The following is a 24,323-nucleotide window of genomic DNA, read 5'->3' on the forward strand; positions in this document are numbered from 1 at the left end:
CGCCCGCCGGGGCGCTGTTTTGTTGGGGGTTGGGGCGCCCCCCGCCCCGTCGGGCCAGTCCCCACAACACACCCCCCCCCGCCCCCCCCGCCCCCCCCACTACATTTGCATCTTTCAGCGCTGCTTGCGGCTGTTCCAGCTGGCCAGGAATACTGCCGTCGCCGAGGCGACGTTCAAGCTTTCCACCGCGCCGCTACCCGGAATCGACAGGCGCAGATCACAGCTCTGGGCGAAGTCGCGGTCCATGCCTTCGCTTTCAGCACCCATCACGTACACCATGCGCTCCGGCAGCTCGGTGGTGAAGACGTTGTCGCCATCAGCAACCAAGGTCGCAGCCAGGCCGAAACCGGCATCACGCAGCTGCGCCACGGCCTGCGGCAAAGCCGGCAGACGCACCAGCGGCACCGACTCGGCGCCACCTTCGGCCACGCGCGCGGCGGCGCCGGACAGTGCCAGCGTCGAGTCAGCCGGCAACAGTATCCCCTTGACTCCAAAGTGCGCGGCCGAGCGCAGGATGGCGCCGAAGTTATGCGGGTTGCCTACACCATCCAGCCACAAGGCCAGCGCCGGGCCATCCTGCAACGAGGCCAACCAGGTCGCCAACGGCAGCGGCTCCTGCTTCTGCACGTCGGCCACCAGGCCTTCGTGGTGGGTGGTCGCGGCCAGCTTGTTGAGGTCGCCATCGCCGACCACGCGGTAACCCACGCGGTTGGCCACACACCACTTCAGCACCGGCTGCAGTCGCGGGATCATGTCCTCGGCCAGATACAGCTTGCGCAGCGCCTGCGGGCGCTTGGCAAACATCGCCTGCACGGCATTGACGCCGTACAGACGCATTTCATCACCGCCGCGTACCGGGACACCGTCGCCTTCACGTGCGGCCGAAGGTGCAGCCGGAATTGCGCGGGGTGGCCGCGAGGAAGGGCGACGGTTGTTCCAGGGGTTGCTCACAGCGGTTCCTTTGAATTACTTCTTGCTACGCCAGAAATCGGCATTTTTGATGCCCAGTGCATCGGGGTCGAAGACCGGGTCCAGGCCCAGCTTCTTCTGCCGCTCATAGTCGGACAGTGCAAGCATGGCAGGCTTTTGCAGGATCAGGATGGCGATGACGTTCAGCCAGGCCATCAAGCCCACGCCGATGTCACCCAGCGCCCACGCCATTTTCGCATTGTGGTAAGCGCCAAACACCACCATCGCCATGATGCCAAGGCGCAGCACCAGGGTCGCCGCCGGATGGGTGCGGTTGCTGCCAGCCAGGTAGGTCAGGTTGGTTTCGGCCATGTAGTAATAGGCCATGATCGTGGTGAAGGCGAAGAAGAACAGCGCCAGGGCCACAAAACCGCCGCCCCAGCCCGGCAACACCGACTCCACAGCGGCCTGGGTGAACAGGGCGCCTTCGGAGGCCTGCACGCCGGGTACGCCGGTGATGATGGCTTCCAGCTTGGTCACGCCGCCTTCTGTCACTTCTCGGAACACGTTGTACATGCCGGTCGACAGCACCAGGAATGCGGTCGAGGTGCAGACCAGCATGGTGTCGAAGTAGATGGCGAATGCCTGCACATAACCCTGCTTGGCCGGGTGCGAGACCTCAGCGGCCGCAGCAGCGTGCGGACCGGTGCCCTGGCCAGCTTCGTTGGCATAGATGCCGCGCTTGACGCCCCAGGCGATGGCCTGGCCGATGATGCCGCCAAAGGCTGCGTGTGCGCCGAAGGCACTGGAGAAGATGTCCGAGAACATCGCCGGCACCTTGCTGGCGTTGAGCATCATCACCACGATCGCCATCAGGATGAAGCCCAGTGCCATGAACGGCACCACGACCTCGGCGAAACTGGCAATACGCTTCACACCACCGAAGATGATGATGCCCAGCAGCGCTGCCACAGCCAAGCCGATCCACAGCTTCATGCTGGCTGCGCCGCCCACCGAGGCGCAGGCATTGGCGCCGGTGCACAGCACGTTGACCGCACTGTCGGCAATGGCGTTGGCCTGCACGCCCGGCAGCAGGAAGCCACCGGCGATGACAGTGGCGATGGCGAAGACCGCCGCATACCACTTCAGGCCCATGGCTTTTTCGATGTAGTAAGCCGGGCCGCCGCGATAACGGCCTTCGGCATCCTTGGTCTTGTAGATCTGCGCCAAGGTGCATTCGACGTAAGAAGTGGCGGCGCCGAGGAAGCCCATTACCCACATCCAGAAGATCGCACCGGGGCCGCCGTAGGCGATAGCCGTGGCCACGCCGGCGATATTGCCGATACCCATGCGGCCGGCCATCGACATGGCCAGCGCCTGGAACGAGGACACGCCGGCGTCGGACTTCTCGCCACGGATGGTGAGCCGGTACATCTCGGCAAAACCCCGGATCTGCATGAAGCGGGTGCGCGCACTGAACCACAGACCCGCGCCCAGACACATGAAGATGAGCGCGTTACTCCAGATGATGCCGTTGATCGTTTCGACGATGGATTCCACGTAATTCCCCGGAAAGCTGAAAGGTAGCCAAAGCCCGGAATCCCGGGGCTGGCCGATTTTTCCACGATTAAGCCCGGTTGTGCAGGGCCCTTACGCGGATTGCAGCCATGTCCTGATCTGGGCGAAGCAGCGCATGTCATGCAGCTGCCCGTCCTTGAACACCGATTGGCGCTCGGTGCCCTCCTCTACGAATCCATTCTTCAACAGCACCCGCGCCGAGGCCGGGTTGCCAGCCATCACCTGCGCAGACAGCCGTGCCAGCCCCAGGGTATCCATCACCCACGGCACGTAGGCACCGACCACCGTGGTCATGATGCCCTGGCCCCAATGGCGCCGGCCCAGCCAATAGCCCAACGACGCCGAATAGCGGCGCTCGGCCTTACCCTGGGTGACCCCGATACCGCCGCAGGCCTGGCCATCAATGACCAGCGCGAACACCTGCCCCCGCAGGTCCAGCACCTGTCCGCCCAGAAACGCCTCCCCATCGGCGCGGGTGTACGGATAGGGAAAGCGCGTGCTCAGCCCCCGTGATACCGCCGCGTCGTTGGCATGCTCAAGCAGTGCGTCCAGGTCCCCTGCCTGCCAGGGGCGCAACTGGACGCGACCACCGAGCAGCGGCTCACGCATGGCCACCAACCGCAGGTGTCTCACGCTCGAGTTTTTCCAGCGCGTTGGCCACGGTTTCCGGTGACTTGGTATACGGCGCCAGCAAGGCATAGAACGCCGGCACCACGAACAGCGACAGGAAGGTGGACACGCTGACGCCGAAGATCACCACGATGCCGATGGTGGCGCGGCTGGCCGAACCAGGACCGCCGGCCACGACCAACGGGATCGCACCAACCACGGTGGCGATCGAGGTCATCAGGATCGGCCGCAGGCGCACCATCGACGACTCGACGATGGCCTGGTGCACATTGCGGCCTTCATCGCGCAACTGGTTGGCGAACTCGACGATCAGGATGCCGTTCTTCGCTGCCAAGCCCACCAACATGACGATGCCGATCTGACTGAACAGGTTGAGCGTACCGCCGCTGAGGTACAGACCAACAAAGGCGCCGAGCACGCCCAAGGGCACGGTCAGCATGATTACCAGCGGATGGATGAAGCTCTCGAACTGCGCAGCCAGCACCAGGTAGACCACCAGCAAAGCCATCGCGAAGGTCAGCAACACCGCGCTGCCTGCACTCTGGTACTCGCGCGATTCACCCTTCCAGTCGATCTGCGCGTATTCCGGCAGTTCTTCGGCAGCAACCTGCTTGGCCCAGTCTATGGTTTCGCCCAGGGTGTGACCGGGGGCGACGTTGGCACTGATGGTGATCGAGCGCAGGCGGTTGAAGCGGTTGAGGCTGCCGGCCTCGGCAACTTCACTGAGCGTGACCAGGTTGGACAGCGGCACCAGTTCACCCGAGCGTGCACGCACCTGGATCGCCGACAGGTCGGCCGGCGAGGTACGGCCTTCGCGGCCTGCCTGCACCAGCACGTCGTATTCCTCACCGTTATCGACGAAGGTGGTGACGCGGCGCGAGCCCATCATGGTTTCCAGCGCTCGGCCAATGTCGGTGACCGAGATGCCCAGGTCCGCCGCACGCTGGCGGTCGATGTTGACCCGCATCTGCGGCCGGGTTTCCTTGTAATCCGAATCCGCGCCGACCAGGCCCGGATAGTCGGCCATGCGCTCCAGCAGGCGATCACGCCACTGGGCGATTTCCGCATATTCCGGACCGCCGAGCACGATCTGGAACGGCTGGCCCATGCTGCGCACCAGGCCGCCACCGACCATCGTGCGCACGCGCACGCCGCTGAGGTCGTTCAGCTCTTTCTGCAGGTCATTGGCCACATCCACCGTGGCTTCGCTGCGGTTGCGCCAGGGCTGCAGGAATACGCTCATGCGGCCGGTATGCATTTCCTCGCTGTTACCCCAACCACCGGGCACGCGCGGATTGGCGCGGACGATGGGTTCTTCCGGCCCGACGAAGCGCGAGACGATCTTCTCGACCTGCTGAACCTGCTCCACGGTGTAGTCGTAGCCCGCACCTTCCGGGCCATCGATCATGATCTGGAACGAACCACGGTCTTCGGCAGGCGCAAGCTCCGAGGGAATCAGCTTGAACAGGCCCCAGCTGGCGCCGAGCGCAGCCAACATCACCAATCCGAAGATCCAGCTGCGCTGCACATGGCGATCAAGCACGCGGCCGTAAGCTGCCGACAAACGCTCCAGCTGACGATTGATGAAGCCATGCAGGCGACTCACCTTCTGTTCGCTGTGTGGCTTGAGCAGCTTGGACGCCATCATCGGTGTCAGCGTCAGCGCGACGAAGGCCGACAGAGCCACCGCTGCAGCGAGTGCAACCGCCAGCTCGCGGAACAGTCGGCCGGTATTGCCTTCGAGGAAGCCAACCGGCAGGAACACTGCGACCAGTACCGCAGTAGTCGCGATCACCGCAAAAGCGACCTGCGCGGTACCGCGCTTGGCGGCCACCAACGGTGGCTCGCCCAGGTCGATGCGGCGCTGCACGTTCTCGACCACGACGATGGCGTCATCCACCACCAAGCCAATACACAGCACCAGCGCCAGCAAGGTGAACAGGTTGATCGAGAAACCAAACGCGAACAGCGCGATGAACGCGGCAACCAGACACACCGGCACCGTCACCGCGGGAATCACCGCCGCACGCAGGCTGCCGAGGAACAGCCAGATCACGATCAGCACCAGGATCATCGCTTCAACCAAGGTGGCGTAAACGCGCTCCACGGCAGCTTCAATGAAGGTCGTGTTGTCGAAGGCAACGAAGATCTGCGTGCCCTTGGGCAGGGTCTGGGCGATGCGCTCGGCTTCGGCGCGGGTATCGCGCGCCACGTCCAGCGCATTGGCGGTGGAGGTCTTGACGATGCCCAGACCGATGCCCGGCTCGCCGTTGCTGCGGAAATAGGCGCGACGCTCGGACGAGGCCAGTTCGACCTTGGCCACATCGCCCAGGCGCACCACGTAACCGTCATTGCCCTTGCCCAGCGGGATGCTGGCGAAGTCGGCCGGGGCCACGTAGCTGCGTTCGACGCGCAGGGTGAAATCGCGGTCAGCCGATTCGATGCGGCCGGCCGGCAACTCCACGTTCTCGTTGCGCAGCGCGGTTTCCACTTCGTTGACGGTCATGCCGCGTGCAGCCAGCTGGTCGCGGTCCAGCCACACCCGCATCGCATAGCGCTGGCGGCCACCGATGCGGACCTGGGCGACGCCGTCGATGCTGGAGAAACGGTCGACGACATAGCGGTCGGCGTAATCGCTGAGCTCCAGCGTATCCATCACCGAGGACGACATGTTGAACCAGATGATCGGGTCGGCATCGCTCTCGACCTTAGCGATTTCCGGCGGCCGCGCTTCCTCCGGCATGCGGTCGGCAACACGACTGACCGCATCGCGCACGTCGTTTGCCGCTGCTTCGATGTCGCGGTTGGCGTTGAACTCGATGCTGACCGAGGCACGGCCATTGGTGCTGCGTGCGTTGATGGTATCGATGCCTTCGATACCAGCCAGCGCATCTTCCAGCACCTGGGTGACGCGGCTTTCGATCACCGCCGCCGAGGCGCCGGTGTAGTCCACCGACACCGAGACGATCGGCGGATCAATCGCTGGCAGCTCGCGCAGGGTCAGGCGGGTGAACGACATGATGCCCAGCACCAGCAGCAACAGGCTCATCACCACGGCCAGTACCGGCCGCTTGATCGAAAGGTCGGACAGCTTCATCCGGCATTCGCCAGCTTGGCCGGCGCGGCAACTTCAGCCGGCTTCAGCGGCGCGGCCGCGTCGGCGGCCTTGGCCGGTTTGTCATCCTGGATGCGGATACCCGGGCGTAGCTTGCCGGTGCCATCGACCACGATGCGATCACCCGCCTTCAGCCCTTCGACGATTTCCACCACACCGGCACGGCGGGTGCCAGCCTTGATGTCGGCGCGCTCAACGCTTTCATCCTGCTTGACCCGGAACACGTAAGAGTCGCGACCTACCTGCACCACCGCGATTTCCGGAATCACCAGCGCATCGCGCTCGGGACGATACAGGCGCACGTCCAGCAACATACCCGGGCGCAGCGCATGGTCGGCGTTGTCGAAATCGGCGCGGACGGTAATCGCTCGGCTGCCCGGGTCGACGCGTGCGTCGATGGTACTGACCGTGCCTTCAAACGTCCGGCCCGGGTAGGCGATGCTGCTGCCGCTGACCTTGTCGCCGTTCTGCAGCGAGGACAGCTGCGCTTCGGGCACCTGGAAATCGACATGCATGCGCGAGATGTCATCCAGCGTGGCGATCGCGGTGGTCGGGGTGACCAGCGAGCCCGGGCTGACCTGGCGGATGCCCAATACGCCAGCGAATGGCGCGCGCACGCTGCGATCACCGATATCGGCACGCATCTGCTGCACACGGGCCTCGGCGGCGTCACGGATGGATTGCTGGGTATCCAGGGTTGAATGCGCAACCAGCTGCTGCGCGGCCAATTCGCGCTGGCGCTTGTACAGCCGGTCGGCCTCGGCGAAGGTCGCCTGGGCCTGGGCCAGGGCAGCCTGCTGGGCCTGGCCGCGCAGCGTCACCAGCGGCGCACCGGTAGCGACCTGCTGGCCACTCTCGAAATGCACCTTGTCGATGATCTCGCTGACCTTGGCGGTGACGATGATCGATTCGCGCGCCTTGGCAGTGCCGTTGGCCTGCAGCGTATCGCTCCACGGGGAGGTTTCAACGACCTGGGTGGTGACCAGCACCGCGCCGGCGGCTTGCCGTGGCGCCTCGGCGTTCTTGCGGTTGCATCCGGCCAACGCCAGCGCCAAGACAGTGCCACCCGCAACGGTGACGGCAAATCGCCCGAACATACGCAGTCCCATCTGATACACGATCAAGCAGTCTAGCGGTGCCAGATGACGCCCGGATGTGCCGTTAGGGGGGGAACACCATGGTTGGAGCAGCGGTAGTGCCGAGCCATGCTCGGCAGGGCCTTTCCCAGGAGAGCCTCAACTGTAGTGCCGAGCCATGCTCGGCAGGGGCCTGCGCACGTAATGCGGGAGCTCACCCCTCCCCTCCGCCTTCGGCGCAAGGGAGGGGGCGAAGCTGCAATTACGGATGAATCCAGGCGCTGACGGTGCGGTGGCTTCGCGGCTTACGCCGCTCCCACAACCAACAACCCAAAACCACAACTCCCGGCAAATCAGCGCAACGCCTGCAACACCTGCTCCACCATCACCGGCACGCTGTCGGTATCAGCCCGCAGGTGCAGTTCCGGGGCTTCCGGGGCTTCATACGGCGAATCAATGCCGGTGAAGTTGGGGATCTGCCCGGCGCGGGCCTTGCGGTACAGGCCCTTCACATCGCGCGCTTCGGCCACTGCCAGCGGCACATCGACAAATACTTCGATGAACTCGCCATCCTCGAAACGTTCGCGCGCCATCTGTCGCTCGGCGCGGAATGGCGAGATGAAGCTGACCAGCACCACCAACCCGGCATCGGCCATCAGCCTGGCTACCTCGGCAACGCGGCGGATGTTCTCCACGCGGTCCTCGTCGGTGAAGCCCAGATCCCGGTTCAAGCCATGACGGACGTTGTCACCATCCAGCAGGAAGGTATGTACCCCCTGCGCATGCAGGCGCTTTTCCACCTGGTTGGCGACGGTGGACTTGCCCGCGCCCGACAAACCGGTGAACCACAGTACCTTTGGCTGCTGGCCCTTGATCCGCGCCCGCGCGGCCTTGTCCACATCCAGATGCTGCCAATGCACGTTGCCAGCGCGACGCAAGGCGAAATCCAGGGTGCCGGCGGCGACGGTGGCGTTGGTCTGGCGGTCGATCAGGATGAAGCCACCCAATGCCCGGTTCTGCGCATACGGGGCGAAGGCCACCGGTTCGTCCAGCGACAGATTGCAGTAGCCCACCTCGTTCAACTCAAGGCGTTTGGCGGCCAAGCGTTCCTGCGTATTCACGTCAACGCGGTGTTTGATCTCGCTGATGTTGGCGGCCACGGTGCGGCTGCCGATCTGCAGCCAGTACGGCCGGCCCGGCAACAAGGCCGCATCGTCCATCCACAGCACATGAGCGGCGAACTGGTCGGCCACCTCCGGCGGATCACCGGCAGCGGCGATCACGTCACCGCGGCTGACATCGACTTCATCGTCCAGGGTCAGCGTCACCGCCTGCCCGGTCGCGGCGACTGCCAGCGGACCATCCGGCCCCAGCACCTGCTTGACCGTGGAGCGACGTGCCGACGGCAGCACCACCACTTCGTCACCCACGCGCACCTGACCAGCGGCAATGGTGCCGGCAAAGCCACGGAAGTCCTGGTTGGGACGATTGACCCATTGAACCGGCAGGCGCAGCCCGCTGGCGGCGTCATGCGCGCTCAGTTCGACCGTATCCAAGTGCTCGATCAGGCTGGGACCGCCATACCAGGGCATCGCCGACGAACGCGTGGACAGGTTCTGCCCTTCCAGCGCCGACAAAGGAATCGCCTGCACGTTGGCAATCCCCAGCTGTGCCGCAAGCGCCTGGTAGTCGGCGACGATGCGTTCAAACACGGACTGGTCGTAATCGACCAGATCCATCTTGTTCACCGCCAACACCACCTGGCCAATGCCCAGCAGCGAGATGATGTAGCTGTGTCTATGGGTCTGGGTCAGCAGGCCTTTGCGCGCATCCACCAGCACCACCGCCACGTCGGCAGTCGAGGCACCGGTAGCCATGTTGCGGGTGTACTGCTCATGCCCGGGGCAGTCGGCGACGATGTATTTGCGGCGGTCGGTATCGAAGTAGCGGTAGGCCACGTCGATGGTGATGCCCTGCTCGCGCTCGGCGGCCAGCCCGTCAAGCAGCAATGCGTAATCGATGCGCTCGCCCTGGGTGCCATGACGACGACTGTCTGCTTCCAGCGCGGACAGCTGGTCATCGAACAAGCGCTTGCTTTCGTACAGCAGGCGGCCGATCAGGGTGCTCTTGCCGTCGTCGACGCTGCCGCAGGTGATGAAGCGCAGCAGCGGCTTGGTTTCGTGGGTTTTGAGGTAGGCGGCGATGTCGGAAGAAGTGGTCACGGCGCTCATCAGAAATACCCTTCCAACTTCTTCTTCTCCATCGATGCGGACTGGTCGTGGTCGATCAGCCGGCCTTGCCGCTCGGAACTGGTCGAGACCAGCATTTCGGCGATGATCTTTTCCAAGGTATCGGCTTCGGACTCGATTGCACCGGTCAGCGGATAGCAGCCCAGCGTGCGGAAACGCACTTTGCGCAGCTGTGGCACTTCGCCCGGATGCAGCGGCAGGCGTTCGTCATCGACCATGATCAGGCTGCCGTCGCGCTCGACGACGGGTCGTTCGGCGGCGAGGTATAGCGGCACCACCGGGATCTTCTCGCGGTAGATATAGAGCCAGATGTCCAGCTCGGTCCAGTTCGACAGCGGGAACACACGCACGCTCTCACCCTGATGGATACGGGCGTTGTACAGGTTCCACAGCTCCGGACGCTGGTTCTTCGGGTCCCAGCGGTGGCGGTCATTGCGGAACGAGAACACCCGCTCCTTGGCCCGCGACTTCTCTTCGTCGCGGCGCGCACCGCCGATGGCGGCATCGAACCTCCACTTGTCCAAGGCCTGCTTCAGGCCCTGGGTCTTCATCACATCGGTATGCACGCTGGGACCGTGGCTGACCGGGCCGATGTCGCGGGCAATGCCATCCGGGTTGATATGCACCCGCAGCTCAGTGCCGGTCTCGGCCACCCGGCGGTCACGGAAGGCGATCATCTCGCCGAATTTCCAGCGCGTATCCACGTGCAGCAGCGGGATCGGCGGCACGCCCGGCGCGAACGCCTTCAGCAGCAGATGCAGCAGAACCGAGCTGTCCTTGCCCACCGAGTACATCAGCACCGGGTTGTCAAAGGCGGCGGCGACTTCACGCAGGATATGGATGCTCTCCGCTTCCAGGCGGTCGAGGTGTGACAGGGGTGCAGAGGCGGTCATTGCGTGCCGAATCAAGGAGGCGGGGCCCGAGGGCAAGAGTAGCAGCGAAGCCGGACGGGACTCCGGACAGTCCGCCGAGTGTGGAGGGGACACTGCGCCGATTGAAATAAACGCAGGGCATGAAGCGATAACCGCTGCTCCTTTCCCCTGATGGCGCGCTGTACCTAGCATCGGTCATCCCTACCTAGACCGGAATGGAAATGACCGCCGCCGCTACCGTGCCACCCAGCCCCTTGCCCGAAGACCGCAGGGTCCTGCTGTCGCAACTGGTAGCCGGTCTGGATGGCAACAGCCTGTGGTGGCTGTCCGGGTTTGCCGCCGGGTTGGCGCAGGGTACCTCTCCCACTGCCCTTACCGTCATCTCCGGCGGCCAAGCCGCACAGCCAGCGCAGACCCGGCTCACCGTGGTCTATGGCAGCCAGACCGGCAACGCCCGCCGCGCTGCCGAGCAACTGGCCGCGGAGGCTGAAGCGGCCGGCCTGCCGGTGCGGGTAGTCCGCGCCGATGCCTACGCCACTCGTGAGCTGGCCAACGAGCGCCTGCTCTATATCGTCATCAGCACCCAGGGCGAAGGCGACCCGCCGGACGACGCCATCGGCCTGGTCGAATTCATTGCCGGCAAGCGTGCGCCCAAGCTGCCGGAGCTGAAGTACGCCGTGCTGGGTCTTGGCGACTCCAGCTATGTGGAGTTCTGCGGCATCGCCCGCAAGCTCGACAGCCGCCTGGCCGAGCTGGGCGCCACCCGCCTGCAGGAAGTGGGCGAAGCCGACCTGGACATCGACAGCGTGGTCACGCCGTGGCGCAGCCAGGCACTGATCAATGCCCGCACTGTGATCGGCGAAACCGTCACCGCTACGCCCAGCAATGTCACTCCCCTGCGCCATGCCGGCGCGTGGACCGCCCTGCACCCGTTCAGTGCCGAACTACTGTCGCGCCAGGTCATCAGCGGTCGCGACTTCAAGGGCCCGGCCTATGCCAAATACGGCAATGCTGCCAAGTCCGTGCATCACCTTGAGCTTTCGCTGGAAGGCAGCGGCCTGCACTACGAACCCGGCGACGCGCTTGGCATCGTGCACCGCAACCCGGCCGAACTGGTCGAGGCTGTGCTGGACGTCACCGGCCTTGATGGCGCGCTGCAGATCGAACACGACGGCCACAGCCGGCCGCTGGCGCAATGGCTGGGCGAGCACCGTGAACTGACCCGCATCTCACGCCCACTGCTGACGTCAGTGGCCGAGCGTAGCGCGCATCCGGAACTGGCCCGCCTGCTCGATCCGGCACAGAAGAGCGAACTGGCCTCCGTATTTGAAGACCATCAACTGGTCGACGTGCTGCGCCGCTGGCCAGCCGAGTGGAACGCCGAAGCCCTGCTCGGCACCCTGCGTCCCGCCGCTCAGCGCCTGTACTCCATCGCCTCCAGCCGCAAGCGGGTTGGCGAAGAAGTACATCTGACCGTCGACGAACTGCGCTACCACGCCCATGGCAGCGAGCACGTAGGCGCCGCCAGCGGCTTCCTGAGTGCACTGGAAGAAGGCGCGCAACTGCCGGTCTATATCGAAGCCAATGAACGCTTCCGGGTACCGGCCGACAGCAGCCGCGACATCATCATGATTGGCCCCGGCACCGGCGTCGCGCCGTTCCGCGGCTTCGTGCAGGAACGTGCCGAGATCGGCGCCACCGGCCGCAACTGGCTGTTCTTCGGCGCGCGTCACTTCAATACCGACTTCCTGTACCAGAGCGAATGGCAGGACGCGCTGCGGCGCAAGGAACTGGATCGTCTTGACCTTGCTTTCTCAAGGGACCAAGCCGACAAGATTTACGTGCAGCAGCGCCTGCGTACCCGCGGCAAGGATTTGTACGACTGGCTGCAGAACGGCGCACACCTGTATGTGTGCGGCGCCATCGCCATGGGCAAGGACGTGCATGCAGCACTGCTGGATGTACTGCGCGAACACGGCGGGCTGGATGAAGACGACGCCCGCGACTATCTGACTCGACTGCACACGGAGGGGCGCTATGGACGGGATGTGTATTGAGGCTTGAACGCTGCGATCTGATCCAGCACCGGCTTCGCGGCTGACGCCGCTCCTACAATCTCTGATTCCAGATAGCGAAAAGAATGAGCACCCACTCCGTTGAAAACATCAAGGCCGACAGCAACCGCTTGCGCGGATCCCTGCTGGAAAGCCTGGCCGATCCTGTCACTGGCGCATTGCGGGAAGATGACCAGACCCTGATCAAATACCACGGCAGCTACCAGCAGGACGACCGCGACGTGCGCGATGAGCGCCGCCGGCAGAAGCTCGAGCCGGCCTACCAGTTCATGATCCGCACCCGCACCCCCGGCGGCGTGATCAGCCCCGAGCAGTGGCTGAAGCTGGACAGCATCGCCACCCGCTACGGCAACCATTCGCTGCGCATCACCACCCGCCAGGCCTTCCAGTTCCATGGCGTGATCAAGCGCGAGCTGAAGGCGACCATGCAGGCGATCAACGCTGCTTTGATCGACACCCTGGCCGCCTGCGGTGACGTCAACCGCAACGTTCTGGTTGCCGCCAACCCGCTGCTGTCCAGCGCACACGCAACCCTGTACACGGACGCTGCGCGCACCTCCGAGCACCTGCTGCCCAACACCCGCGCCTATTACGAAATCTGGCTGGACGAAGAACGCGTGGCCGGCAGCGGTGCCGAGGAAGAGCCGATCTATGGCGCACGCTACCTGCCGCGCAAGTTCAAGATTGGCTTCGCGCTGCCGCCGCTCAACGATGTTGACGTCTATGCCAACGACCTGGGCTTCATCGGCGTGCTCGATGCTACCGGCGAGCTGCTCGGCTATGACGTGACCATCGGCGGCGGCATGGGCGCTACCCACGGCGATGCCGAAACCTATCCGCGCATTGCCAACAGCGTCGGCTTCATTCCGCGCGACGCACTGCTCGATGTCGCCACCGCAACCGTTACCACCCAGCGCGACCTGGGCAACCGCGAACTGCGCAAGCGCGCGCGCTTCAAGTACACCATCGACGACCACGGCCTGGACACGGTCGTGGCCGAGATCGAGCGACGCGCGGGTATCCGCTTCGCGCCCTCGCGTGCTGCCCCGTTCGACCACAGCGGCGACCGCTACGGCTGGGTCGAAGGCGACGATGGCCGCTGGCACCTGACCCTGTCGCTGCAGGCTGGGCGCATTGCTGATGTAGCCGGTGCCCCGCACCTGACCGCCCTGCGCGAAATCGCCCGTTTTGTTGAAGGCGAGTTCCGCATGACCGGCAACCAGAACCTGGTCATCGCCGGCGTGCCCGCTGCACAACGCGCACAGATTGATGCCCTCGTGCAAAGCGCCGGACTGGATATCGGCAACCGCGCCCCGACCGCGCTGGCACGTGCCGCGATGGCCTGCGTCGCCCTGCCCACCTGCGGTTTGGCCATGGCCGAAGCCGAACGCTACCTGCCGGACTTCAGCGCCAAGCTGCAGCCGCTGCTGGAACAGCATCAGCTGACCGACGCACCGATCCTGCTGCGCATCTCCGGCTGCCCGAATGGCTGCTCGCGTCCTTACCTTGGCGAGATCGCCTTGGTTGGAAAGGCACCGGGCCGTTACAACCTGATGCTGGGCGCCGATCATCGCGGCCAACGTCTCAACACGCTGTACCGCGAGAACATCACCGAGCCGGAAATCCTTGACGCACTGGCGCCACTGTTCGCCCGCTATTCCGGTGAGCGCGACGGCAGCGAAGGCTTCGGTGATTTCCTGCACCGGGCCGGCATCGTCACCCTTCCTCCATACCCCACTCACCGCCAGATATCCGTGGAACTGCAAGCATGAGCGCCCTGCCCAAAACCTCTCACAACCCGTCGGTAACCCTGCCTGACGACCTGGGCCCGCTCAATACCCTGCTCGATTCGATGAACGCGCAGCAGCGTGTGGAATGGGCACTGCAGAACGCACCCGGCGCGCACGTGCTGTCGTCGAGTTTCGGCGCGCAGTCGGCGGTGACCCTGCACCTGCTCAGCAGCCAGCGTCCGGATGTACCGGTAATCCTGATCGACACTGGTTACCTGTTCCCGGAGACCTACCGCTTCGCCGACGAGCTGACCGACCGGCTCAAGCTCAACCTCAAGGTCTACCGCCCGCAGGTGAGCCGCGCCTGGATGGAAGCGCGCCATGGCCGCCTGTGGGAACAAGGCGTGGTCGGCATCGAGCAGTACAACAACCTGCGCAAGGTCGAGCCGATGAAGCGTGCCCTCGACGATCTGCAGGTAGGCACCTGGTTCACCGGTCTGCGCCGCAGCCAGTCGGCAAGCCGAGCCAATACGCCGGTGCTGCAGCGCCGTGGCGAGCGCTTCAAGGTCAACCCGATTGCAGATTGGAGCGACCGCGACGTGTGGAAGTACCTGCAGGAGCACAAACTGCCCTACCACCCGCTGTGGGAACAGGGCTACGTCTCCATCGGCGACTACCACACCACCCGCCGCTGGGAAGCCGGCATGCGCGAAGAAGACACCCGCTTCTTTGGTTTGAAGCGTGAGTGCGGCCTGCACGAAGAGATTTGAGTCAACGTTGCGCAGCCCACAGGTTTGTGGGAGCGGCGTAAGCCGCGAAGCCACTGCTGCATCGGGTCTTGCGTGTAATTCGACCTGGATAATCAGCTTCGCGGCTCACGCCGCTCCCACAGCAGCATTACAGCAATCTCGACGCCCTCCTCTCCGAGGCGGGCGTCCTTGCTTCAATACCGGTAATCCAACTTCAACCAGAACGAGCGCCCCGGCTCATTGATCCGCACCGGATCCGCGGGAAACCCGAAATCTGCGCTACCGGCCAGATTCAGATGCTCGGCATAGGCGCGATCAAACAGATTGTCCACGCCAACGCTGGCACGCAACCCGTCATTGATCCGATAGGCGCCATTGAGTGACAAGGTCGCAAAACCCGCACTCGGCCCCAGGTCCCGCGCGACTACATTGCCCTCATCCTGCGCCACACGGTTCTGCCGGCTGACCGCACGCAACAATGCCCCCACCGACCAGCGCGCCTGTTCGTACGATGCAGAGAAGCGCCCTTCCAACGGAGGAATCTGTGGCAGCGGCCTGTTCTCGCTGCGGTTCTCACCCCAGGCATAGGCCAACGTGCTGCCAAGCTTCCACGCCTGCGTCGGTCGCCACTCCAAACCTGCTTCGGCTCCGGCAATGCGCGCGTCCACATTGCGGGCCTGGGTGCTGCTGCCCATCATGCCGCCGCTGCGGTACTGGAACAGGATGTAGTCCTGCAGGCGCCCGGCATACGCCGACACCCAGGCATCGAGCCTCTCGCTGCGGAACTGCACGCCCAGGTCCAACTGCGTGGTCTGCTCCGGCTTCACGCCCGAGAACGCGTTGACGCTGCCGACTGGCCCGGCATTGGCCGAGAACAACTCCCAGTAATCAGGCATGCGCTCGCTGTGGCCGATGCCTGCGTACCAGGTCCAGGCCTGACCATGATCGCGCTCGTAACGAAGGAAGCCGCTGCCGAGATCTTCCTGACGCTGTTGCCCCGCCGTTGGATTTGGCATGCTCATCATGCCGGTCGTCGCCCGCCGATCCTTGACCGTCGCCTTGTCCAACCGCAAACCACTGATCCAGCGCTGTGGCGTTCCTTCGCCCAAGGTCAGTTCGGTGAAAACGCCCTGGCTGCTGAAATCTGCATCACGCTTCCACGGCGTCTGCTGCCAGGTATTGCGCCCCATGCCGTTGCGACTGCGATGACGACTGTCCTGCGCATCGATGCCGGCGACGACTGCCACATCCTGCCAGCGCCATTCGCTACTGACGCGGCCGCCGCTGGTGCGCCGCTCCACATTCGAAGCCATCGGCATCGGCATGCTGCTGGCCGGATTGGGCGTGCGCAGCGTGTAGTTGTCCATCAAGTGATCTGCATTGTTGTAGTACAGATTGGCCTGCAGTTTGTCCCACGCGCCCGGCAGGTTCTCGCGCTCGAAACGCAGACCATAGCTGTCGCGCTTGAATGCGGCGCCATCCATGCCACGGCCGGCGTAACGGGCAATCGCATCACCCGTGCCAGCGGTGAGCTCCACCACGGTGTCAGCATCCGGTGTCCAACCGATAGCGGCATCGGCGTTCCACTTGCGCCACCGCGACGGCACTACATCGCCATTGCCATCACGGTAATCATCGGACTCGGAGCGGTTGCCGTTGACCCGCACGTAGCCGGGACTGCTACCAAACGTTGCATCCAGCATCTGATCATTGCGATTGTTGGAACCACCCAAGGCACTGGCCTTCAACTCCATGCCCGGGCTATCGAAACGCGGCGTTTCACGCTCGAAGCGCACCGTGCCAGCTGAAGCCCCCGCGCCCCAGCGCACGCTCTGCGGGCCTTTGATGACGGTCAATCGGTCATAGGTTTCCGGCGCGATATACGACAGCGGATTGTCCATGCGTGACGGGCAGGCACCGATCAGGTTGCCGTCGTTGCTGAGAATATTCAGTCGCGAGCCGGACATGCCACGCAGTACCGGGTCGCCATTGGTGCCGCCGTTACGGAACGCCGAGAAACCAGGCACGGTCTTCAGGTAGTCGGCGCCATCACTGGCCGGCACCGGCTGCCGTGGCAGGCGCGGATCGGTGACCCATTGCAGCGGCGAAGAGGGTGCTGCGGCGGTAACCACCAGCGTGTCCAGGGTTTGGGTCAGATCACGCTCGGCAGCGTGGGCGAGAGATGGAAACAGCGCCATGCAGACGCAGACAGACAGGCATGCCGGAGCACCCGGCATACGGGAAAGGGATTTCATGCAATTCTCCAATACGACACGACCGCGCGTTGCTCAACAGCAGCGCGCGGCAAACAGGAAAGGTGGCGTTATCTGGAGAGTACGGGCGGCCCGCGTGGCGGATGCGCGGGCCAGCGCAGGCTGACGAGGCGAAGTGTTTTGCGGGGAGATTGTGGCGTCAGTCGATACAGCAACGGTGCCAGTATCAGGATCACCGCCAACCATGGCAGTAGGCGCGAAGCCATGGTGCAGTAGTCGCAGGCTTCGCCATGAGCGGCGTGGGGATCGGCGGGCGGCGAAGGCTTCACATCTGTTGCCGCCAGTGCAGTAGCTGCGTGCGACATGTGCTGCATGTCGTGATGCCCGGCATGCGCATCGGCAGGCATAGGCATCGCGACTTCATGCGCGGCATGATCCATTGCGTTCATCGGCAGCTGCTGGGATTGCAGCCAGCGGCTGACCACCGGCGCAACTGCCATCAACAAGGCAGCGGCAAAGGCCAGCACAAGCAAAAAGGATTGGAAGCGAACCGAACGCATGACCCGCACATTTTATCGGCACGACAAATGCAGAGACTGCCGCAAAAGGTGCGACCGTTTGCCGCACACCCCATTCACACCGGTAGTCCGTAGTGCCGAGCCATGCTCGGCAGGGGGCTTTCCCAGCAATGCCTCACCCCGACGGCTGTCGCAGGAGCGGCGTAAGCTGCGAAGCTGACTTCAATGAAATGGCCAAATCATCTACAACCCGACTGACCACCAGCTTCGCGGCTTACGCCGCTCCCACAAGATTGGTCACGGTCTACGGGTAGAGCATCAGCGGAGCATGGCTCCGCTCTACCTCTGATCTCCTGTGCGCTTGCGTGAAGCACAGTAGTGCCGAGCCATGCTCGGCAGGGACTTTCCCAGCAATACCTCACCCCGACGGCTGTTGTAGGAGCGGCGTAAGCCACGAAGCTGATTTCAATGAAATCACCGGATCATCTGCAATCCGTTGGACCAATGGCTTCGCGGCTTACGCCGCTCCCACACTATCCGGCCCGTCTACGAGGAAAGCCTCTGCCGAGCATGGCTCGGCACTACGGGTGGTCTGCTTTGCTTAGACCGTAATCGTCTGCGTCAACGATTCCCAGGTTGGCGGCACCGGCCAATCGGCCTGCTGATTGCCATCCAACACCCGGCGCAGATCACGCTTGTCGATCTGCGGTGCAAGCACGTGCACCAGCTCCAAGGCGTAATCACGCAGGACGCGATCGCGCGGCAATACCGCCCAGGCGATGCACTCTGGAATCGATGCCGGTGCAGGCCATGCACGCAGGTCGGTGTCGTTGGCGCTCACCGCCATTTCCGCAAGCAAGCCAACACCCAAACCGGTGCGTACATAGGTTTTGATCAGATCCGCGTCCAAAGCGGTCAAAGTCAGGTCCGGCTCCAGATCCAGCGCGGCAAATGCACGACGCAGCGAGGAACTGGTGCGGGTGGAAGATTCATAGCTGATCAATGGATGGCTGGCCAATGCGGCCATGTCAGGGGTTACCCCGGCACGATCCAGCGGGTGGCCCTTGGGCACCAGCACCAACCTGCGCCAGCGATACAGCGGCACGGCAATACCGGTGCTCGGTTCGCCACCTGCAGTACTGATGATGGCGATATCCGCATCGCCCTGGCTCAGCAGATCCAGTGCATCGCTTTCAGCAGCCTGCTGCAGATGCACGCTGACCTGCGGGTAGGCCAGCTTGATGCGGGCAACCGCTGGCGGCAGTACGAAGCGTGCCTGCGTATGGGTGGTGGTCAGGATCAGCTGGCCGTGGCTTTCGCGGCGCTGGTTGGCTGCGTAGGTGCGGATGTTGTTGGCTTCGGACAATACGCTGCGCGCGCGGTTGATCACTTCCTCGCCGGCCGGCGTTACCGATTCAAGACTTCTTCCTTTTCTGACAAACAACAGGAAACCCAACTCGTCTTCAAGCTGTTTGAGCTGTTTCGACAACCCCGGCTGGGTGGCATGCACCCGTGTCGCGGCGAGCGTGATGTTCAGCTCGGCATCGGCAATAGCAACGAGGTAACGCAGTTGGGTAAGTGTCATCGCGGTGTTGGAGAGAGATCTTCAGTAAGGAACTGTGAAGAATGTAGGCCAAAACGGTCTCGATACTTATAACCTAAAGTTATCTGACGTGGGGCGGTTTTCATTTCCGGCGCTGCGGGGCCAGCGCTACGGTCACGGTCCTTACTCCGACTACCTCCGCCATCGCCTTGGACAGCCCCTTGTTCCCCCTGTTTGCCGACCTCAAAGGTCGGGCCGTGCTGGTCGTTGGCGGGGGCGCGGTAGCCGAGCGTAAAACCGAGGCGCTGCTGCGTGCTGGCGCCCTGCCCCGGGTCGGCGCACCGGCCTTGAGCCCGGCGCTGCAGCAATTGGCCAATGCCGGCCGCATCCAATGGTTGAATGGTCAGTTTGATCCGGCCTGGCTGGACCAGGCGATCTGGTTGGTGATTGCCGCCACCGACGATACCGCCATCAACCGCGCGGTCGCCGACGCCGCCGAGGTCCGCCGGCTGTTCGTCAATGTGGTCGATGATGCGGCCCTGTCCGGGTTCCATGTACCGGCAGTGGTCGAACGCGGACCGCTGCAGATCGCCATTTCCAGCGGCGGTGGTGCGCCGATGGTGGCGCGGCATGTGCGCCGCCAGATCGAGGAACTGTTTGATCAGGCCTGGGGCCAGTTGGCGCAGCTGGTCAGCCGCAAACGCGGGCTTATCCGCGAGCGCTTCCCCGAGTTGGCCGCGCGCCGTCGCTTCTTCGATCGGCTGATTGAAGGCCCGCTGCTCGGCCTGCTGCGCGCACGCCAGTCGATTGCTGCCGAAACCCAGCTGCTGATGGACCTCGCGGCCGAAGCGCCGGTTCATCCTGGCTCGGTGGTACTGGTTGGCGCAGGCTCCGGCGATCCCGGCCTACTCACCCTCAACGCGCTGCGCGCACTGAATCAGGCCGATGTGATCCTGCATGACCGTCTGGTAAGCGCCGAGGTTTTGCGACTCGCCCGGCGCGATGCCGACTTCATCGAAGTAGGCAAATCCGCGCAGGGCCATAGCACCGCGCAGGAACATATCCATGCGCTGATGCTGGAGCATGCCCGCGCTGGCAAGCGCGTTGTACGGCTCAAAGGCGGCGATGCCTTCGTGTTCGGCCGTGGCGGCGAAGAACTGCAGTTCCTGCGCAGCCATGGCATCGCCTTCGAAGTGGTGCCCGGCATCACCGCCGCGCTGGCCTGCGCCGCCTACGCCGGCATTCCGCTGACCCACCGCGATCACGCCCAGCAGCTGCGACTGGTCACCGCGCACTGCAAGGACTCGCTGGATACGCTGGATTGGAAAGCACTGGCAGAACCGCGACAGACCCTGGTGTTCTACATGGGCGTTGCCGCGCTGGCGCAGATCCGCAGCCACCTGCTCGGCGCCGGGCTGGCGGCCAGCACGCCATTCGCCTTGGTCGAGAACGGCTCACGTGCCAACCAACGCGTGGTCAGCGGGCAACTGCGCCAGCTGCCCGAGGCCGCCGCCCAGCATGATGTTAAGTCGCCGGCGCTGCTGATCCTCGGCGACGTGGCGGCGCTGGCCGATGAACTGCATTGGTTCGGCGACGCCCCGCTGCACGCAACGCCTACTGTTTCCTCACTTTCCGCAAAGACAGCACCGCCCACACTGGCCGACGCCGCCTGACCACCTCCCCGGAGATTTCAATGGCCTTGTACAACAGCATCCTGGACACCATCGGCAATACCCCGGTGGTCAAGCTCAACCGCCTGGCTCCGGCCGGCGTCGACATCTACGTCAAAGTCGAGTCATTCAACCCGGCCGGCTCGGTCAAGGACCGCCTGGCCCTGGCCATCATCCTCGACGCCGAGAAGAAAGGCCTGCTCAAGCCCGGCGATACGATCGTGGAAGCCACCTCCGGCAATACCGGCGTCGCCCTGGCGATGGTGGCCGCCGCGCGCGGCTACAAGTTCGTCGCCACCATGGTGGAAACCTTCTCCATCGAGCGTCGCAAGCTGATGCGCGCCTATGGCGCCAAGGTCATCCTGACCCCGGCCGCCGAGCGCGGCAGCGGCATGGTGCGCAAGGCCAAGGAGCTGGCCCAGCAGCACGGCTGGTTCCTGGCTAGCCAGTTCGCCAACCCTGCCAACCCGGCCTATCACCGCCAGACCACCGCCGCCGAGATCCTGCGCGACTTCGCCGGCAAGCGCCTGGACTACTTCGTCAGCGGCTGGGGCACCGGCGGCACCCTCACCGGCGTCGGCGAAGTGCTGAAGCTGGCCCGTCCGGAAACCCGCATCATCGCCACCGAACCGGCCGGCGCCGCCCTGCTGGCCGGCAAGGATTTCACCCCGCACAAGATCCAGGGCTGGACCCCGGACTTCATCCCGGAAGTGCTCAACCGCAGCGTCTACGACCAGTTGCTGTCGATTTCGGACGAACGCGCGATTGAAACCTCGCGCCGTCTGGCCGCCGAGGAAGGCATATTTGTTGGCATCTCCTCCGGCGCCACGGTTGCCAGTGCACTGGATGTGGCCGCCAATGCCGAGGCCGGCTCGGTAATCCTGGCGATGCTGCCTGATACCGGCGAGCGCTACTTCTCCACGCCGCTGTTTGCCGACATCAACGACGGCTCGGACGACGACTGGCTGGCCGGCCTTCCGTAACCGTCGTTACTTAACCCGTCAGCAACGCGAAGGCCGCCTATGCGGCCTTCGTGCGTTTCCGCGTCTTTAAATCACAGCAGGTGAGACTGGACGGGCGCAGACTGGAGCTGTGCCCGGCCTGGCGGTAGCCGTCACATTTTTCTCATACATCGCAACGGAAGATCACGGCCATGAACATTGAAGTTTGGCAGGGCGACATTACCGAACTGGCGGTTGACGTCATCGTCAACGCAGCCAATGAAACCCTGCTTGGCGGCGGCGGCGTGGACGGTGCAATCCATCGGGCCGCAGGCCCCGGCCTGCTGCGCGAATGCGAGCAGCTGCCCGAGCTGCGTGCGGGCGTGCGCTGCCCTACCGGCGAAGTGCGCGCCACCGCCGGCCACAACCTGCCGGCCAAGCACGTATTCCATACCGTCGGCCCGGTGTGGCGCGATGGTCGCCATGATGAGGCGGCGTTATTGGCCAATTGCTACTGGCAATCGCTGCGGCTGGCTGAGCAAATGGGCTTGGAGTCGATCGCGTTCCCGGCGATCAGTTGCGGGGTTTATGGCTACCCGCTGCATTCGGCGGCGGTGATTGCCGCGACCGAGACCATGACCTGGCAGAAGAGCCATGCGCGGCCTTCACGGATTGTGCTGGTGGCTTACAACCCTGCCGCGTTCAAGATCTATCAGCAGGCCTTGGCCAGTGCAGGGCCGATGCAGGAGCAGGCAGGGTCGGTGCTGGCGTCATTTTCTGGCGGGTTTGCGCCTGCGCATTGAGAGGCTTGGCTGTTCAGCGGCCAAACAAAAGCAAAAGCTACCCCTCCCCAACCCTCCCCTTCGCTACGCGAAAGGGAGGGGGTAAGAGCGGCTACCCGCGATCTGACCGACCTGCACAAACAGCCCCTCCCTTTGCCGCAGGCAAGGGGAGGGTTGGGGAGGGGTAGCTCTTAGCAGCAAACCCATCACCCCAGCTCACCACCTACCCCGTAAACCCAGGCATCAAAAAACCCCTGCAGCGAGCGCCCCGCCGCACGCTCCATCGCCTTCTGGAAATCTGCCGTAACCACCGACTTTCCATCATTGGCCTGCGTGTACTCGCGCAAACCACGCCAGAACAGCTCCTCGCCTAATTCCAACCGCAAGCGGTGCAGCACGTAAGCGCCTTTCTTGTAGACCACCGCACGGTCATCGGCGCTGGGCTTGTTCCAATCCGGGTATACCAATGGCCGATCAGCGCCCTTCGCTCGTAAAGCCAGCACCCGCTGTTCCCAGCCCTGCACCATCGTCTGGTACGCCGCTTCGCCGTGCGCGTGTTGCAGCCACGCAGCAGTCATGAAGTTGGCGAAACCTTCGTTGAGCCAGAAGTGCTCCCAGCTCTTGCAGGTAATGCGATTACCCCACCATTGATGCGCGGCCTCGTGCGCCATCAAGCCCGTCTGTGTGGAATCTGCAAGTACCTCCTGCCCATAGGCTTCGGACATCAGCGATAGTCCGGCCATTTCCTGGCCGATGGTGCGTTCCACAAAGGCCTGACGGTAGTCGCCCTGATAGGCCAGGCCCGCACGCTCAGCGAAGAAATCGAGCATGTCGCCGGTGGCGGCGAACAGCTTGCCCAGTTCCGCTTCGGAGCGATCCAGCGAGTAGTAATGCAGCTTGCTGGCAGCATGCGACTGCTGCACATGCCGGTAAGGTGCCGCGGCAAAACCGTAGACATAACCCGGCATCGGTGTGCGCAGCTGCCAGCGGTGCTCGATGCGACCATCCTGCAGCTGCCGTGACGGCAAGGCATCGCCTACCGCGGTGCTTTGTAGATCCTTGGGTAGACGCAATGCCAGCATCAAGGTGGCGCGTTCGTCCGGCGCGTTGATCGAAGGCATCCACTGATCGGTGGAGAAGATGGTGTAGACCTCATTGCGCGCCGGTGCGAACTCCAGGCCGAAGCGCGGCTTGCCGTGGTAGTGCAGGCGTACGCTGGTCTCCTCGCCGGCGGTCAACGGCGTTGCCAGACTGACGGTCAGCTTTCCATCGGCCTGCTGGAAGTTCGCCGGCTGGCCGTTGTGCGCGGCTGAATCGATGACCAGCTCGCCACTGTCCAGAACCAATTGCTGTAGTGGAGCGGTTGCGTTGAAGCGGACAAGGGTTTCGCCCTGCAGCTGACCAGCGGCGATATCCAGATCGAGGGTGGTTGCGTAGTGCTGGATGTCGAAGTTTCGTAGTTCCGCAGCGAAGGCGGGTACGGCTATGGTCGATGCGAACAGTCCCAGCACGATTCTGCGATGCATCCGATCATCCCCAACGGAAAATCCGATTGTAGGGCTGTGCTGCGAAAATCGTGGGAATGGTGGATTTGTGGGAGCGGCGTAAGCTGCGAAGCTGGCAAGGCTGAAGCCCTACAAGGTGTTTGCAATTGCAGCCATGCTGGTGGTTTG

Annotated in this window: 17 protein-coding genes; 6 read left to right on the top strand and 11 right to left on the bottom strand. The window is 63.9% G+C overall.

Annotation, left to right across the window (positions count from 1 at the left end; genetic code table 11):
* Positions 1-114: 114 nt before the first annotated feature.
* The 7 genes from ACVOLR_RS10955 to cysD form a co-directional block, all read right to left on the bottom strand.
* On the bottom strand, positions 115-951 hold the full coding sequence (locus ACVOLR_RS10955) for a TrmH family RNA methyltransferase (RefSeq protein ID WP_481536436.1): 837 nt from the start codon (positions 949-951) through the stop codon (positions 115-117).
* A 15-nt stretch (positions 952-966) separates the two neighbouring features.
* Positions 967-2,412 carry an alanine/glycine:cation symporter family protein gene (locus ACVOLR_RS10960; protein WP_481536480.1) on the bottom strand — a complete coding sequence of 482 codons (1,446 nt, stop codon included), beginning with the start codon at positions 2,410-2,412 and terminating at the stop codon, positions 967-969.
* Positions 2,413-2,559: 147 nt separating this feature from the next.
* Complete coding sequence (locus tag ACVOLR_RS10965) at positions 2,560-3,096, bottom strand: GNAT family N-acetyltransferase (RefSeq protein ID WP_481536437.1); 537 nt, start codon at positions 3,094-3,096, stop codon at positions 2,560-2,562.
* The gene (locus tag ACVOLR_RS10970; protein WP_481536438.1) at positions 3,089-6,214 is read right to left on the bottom strand and encodes an efflux RND transporter permease subunit; all 3,126 of its coding nucleotides are present in this window, start codon (positions 6,212-6,214) and stop codon (positions 3,089-3,091) included. The genes ACVOLR_RS10965 and ACVOLR_RS10970 overlap by 8 nt, the downstream gene beginning before the upstream one ends.
* Positions 6,211-7,329 (bottom strand): efflux RND transporter periplasmic adaptor subunit, encoded by a 1,119-nt coding sequence (locus ACVOLR_RS10975; RefSeq protein WP_481536481.1) that lies wholly within the window; start codon positions 7,327-7,329, stop codon positions 6,211-6,213. The genes ACVOLR_RS10970 and ACVOLR_RS10975 overlap by 4 nt, the downstream gene beginning before the upstream one ends.
* A 332-nt stretch (positions 7,330-7,661) precedes the next feature.
* Positions 7,662-9,539: a sulfate adenylyltransferase subunit CysN gene (cysN, locus tag ACVOLR_RS10980; RefSeq protein ID WP_481536439.1), complete on the bottom strand. Its 1,878-nt coding sequence runs from the start codon at positions 9,537-9,539 to the stop codon at positions 7,662-7,664.
* Positions 9,539-10,450 carry a sulfate adenylyltransferase subunit CysD gene (cysD, locus tag ACVOLR_RS10985; protein WP_481536440.1) on the bottom strand — a complete coding sequence of 304 codons (912 nt, stop codon included), beginning with the start codon at positions 10,448-10,450 and terminating at the stop codon, positions 9,539-9,541. The genes cysN and cysD overlap by 1 nt, the downstream gene beginning before the upstream one ends.
* 200 nt (positions 10,451-10,650) lie before the next feature.
* Between cysD and ACVOLR_RS10990 the strand changes: the two genes are divergently transcribed.
* The 3 genes from ACVOLR_RS10990 to ACVOLR_RS11000 all read left to right on the top strand — a co-directional run bounded on the left by ACVOLR_RS10990 (position 10,651) and on the right by ACVOLR_RS11000 (position 15,004).
* Positions 10,651-12,486 carry an assimilatory sulfite reductase (NADPH) flavoprotein subunit gene (locus ACVOLR_RS10990; protein ID WP_481536441.1) on the top strand — a complete coding sequence of 612 codons (1,836 nt, stop codon included), beginning with the start codon at positions 10,651-10,653 and terminating at the stop codon, positions 12,484-12,486.
* Between the two features lie 83 nt (positions 12,487-12,569).
* Positions 12,570-14,276, top strand: coding sequence for an assimilatory sulfite reductase (NADPH) hemoprotein subunit (gene cysI / locus ACVOLR_RS10995; protein WP_481536442.1), 1,707 nt, complete (start codon positions 12,570-12,572; stop codon positions 14,274-14,276).
* Positions 14,273-15,004, top strand: coding sequence for a phosphoadenylyl-sulfate reductase (locus ACVOLR_RS11000; RefSeq protein WP_481536443.1), 732 nt, complete (start codon positions 14,273-14,275; stop codon positions 15,002-15,004). The genes cysI and ACVOLR_RS11000 overlap by 4 nt, the downstream gene beginning before the upstream one ends.
* A gap of 173 nt (positions 15,005-15,177) precedes the next feature.
* Here the strand turns inward: ACVOLR_RS11000 and ACVOLR_RS11005 are convergent, their stop codons facing one another.
* The 3 genes from ACVOLR_RS11005 to ACVOLR_RS11015 form a co-directional block, all read right to left on the bottom strand.
* Positions 15,178-17,238 (bottom strand): TonB-dependent copper receptor, encoded by a 2,061-nt coding sequence (locus ACVOLR_RS11005; RefSeq protein ID WP_481536444.1) that lies wholly within the window; start codon positions 17,236-17,238, stop codon positions 15,178-15,180.
* 68 nt (positions 17,239-17,306) lie between these two features.
* Entirely contained in the window at positions 17,307-17,756 is a 450-nt protein-coding gene (locus ACVOLR_RS11010) for a DUF2946 family protein (protein ID WP_481536445.1), read from the bottom strand.
* 559 nt (positions 17,757-18,315) lie between these two features.
* The gene (locus tag ACVOLR_RS11015; RefSeq protein WP_481536446.1) at positions 18,316-19,299 is read right to left on the bottom strand and encodes a LysR family transcriptional regulator; all 984 of its coding nucleotides are present in this window, start codon (positions 19,297-19,299) and stop codon (positions 18,316-18,318) included.
* 179 nt (positions 19,300-19,478) lie between these two features.
* Here ACVOLR_RS11015 and cysG point away from each other — a divergent pair, with 179 nt between their 5' ends.
* The 3 genes from cysG to ACVOLR_RS11030 all read left to right on the top strand — a co-directional run bounded on the left by cysG (position 19,479) and on the right by ACVOLR_RS11030 (position 22,671).
* Positions 19,479-20,930 (top strand): siroheme synthase CysG, encoded by a 1,452-nt coding sequence (gene cysG / locus ACVOLR_RS11020; RefSeq protein ID WP_481536447.1) that lies wholly within the window; start codon positions 19,479-19,481, stop codon positions 20,928-20,930.
* Positions 20,931-20,950: 20 nt separating this feature from the next.
* Entirely contained in the window at positions 20,951-21,910 is a 960-nt protein-coding gene (gene cysK, locus ACVOLR_RS11025; protein ID WP_481536448.1) for a cysteine synthase A, read from the top strand.
* A 170-nt stretch (positions 21,911-22,080) separates the two neighbouring features.
* Entirely contained in the window at positions 22,081-22,671 is a 591-nt protein-coding gene (locus ACVOLR_RS11030; protein ID WP_481536449.1) for an O-acetyl-ADP-ribose deacetylase, read from the top strand.
* 185 nt (positions 22,672-22,856) lie between these two features.
* Here the strand turns inward: ACVOLR_RS11030 and ACVOLR_RS11035 are convergent, their stop codons facing one another.
* Positions 22,857-24,176, bottom strand: a complete 1,320-nt coding sequence (locus tag ACVOLR_RS11035) for a M1 family metallopeptidase (protein ID WP_481536450.1) — start codon at positions 24,174-24,176, stop codon at positions 22,857-22,859.
* Positions 24,177-24,323: the final 147 nt, after the last annotated feature.

The organism is Stenotrophomonas sp. STEN030, assembly GCF_056759995.1.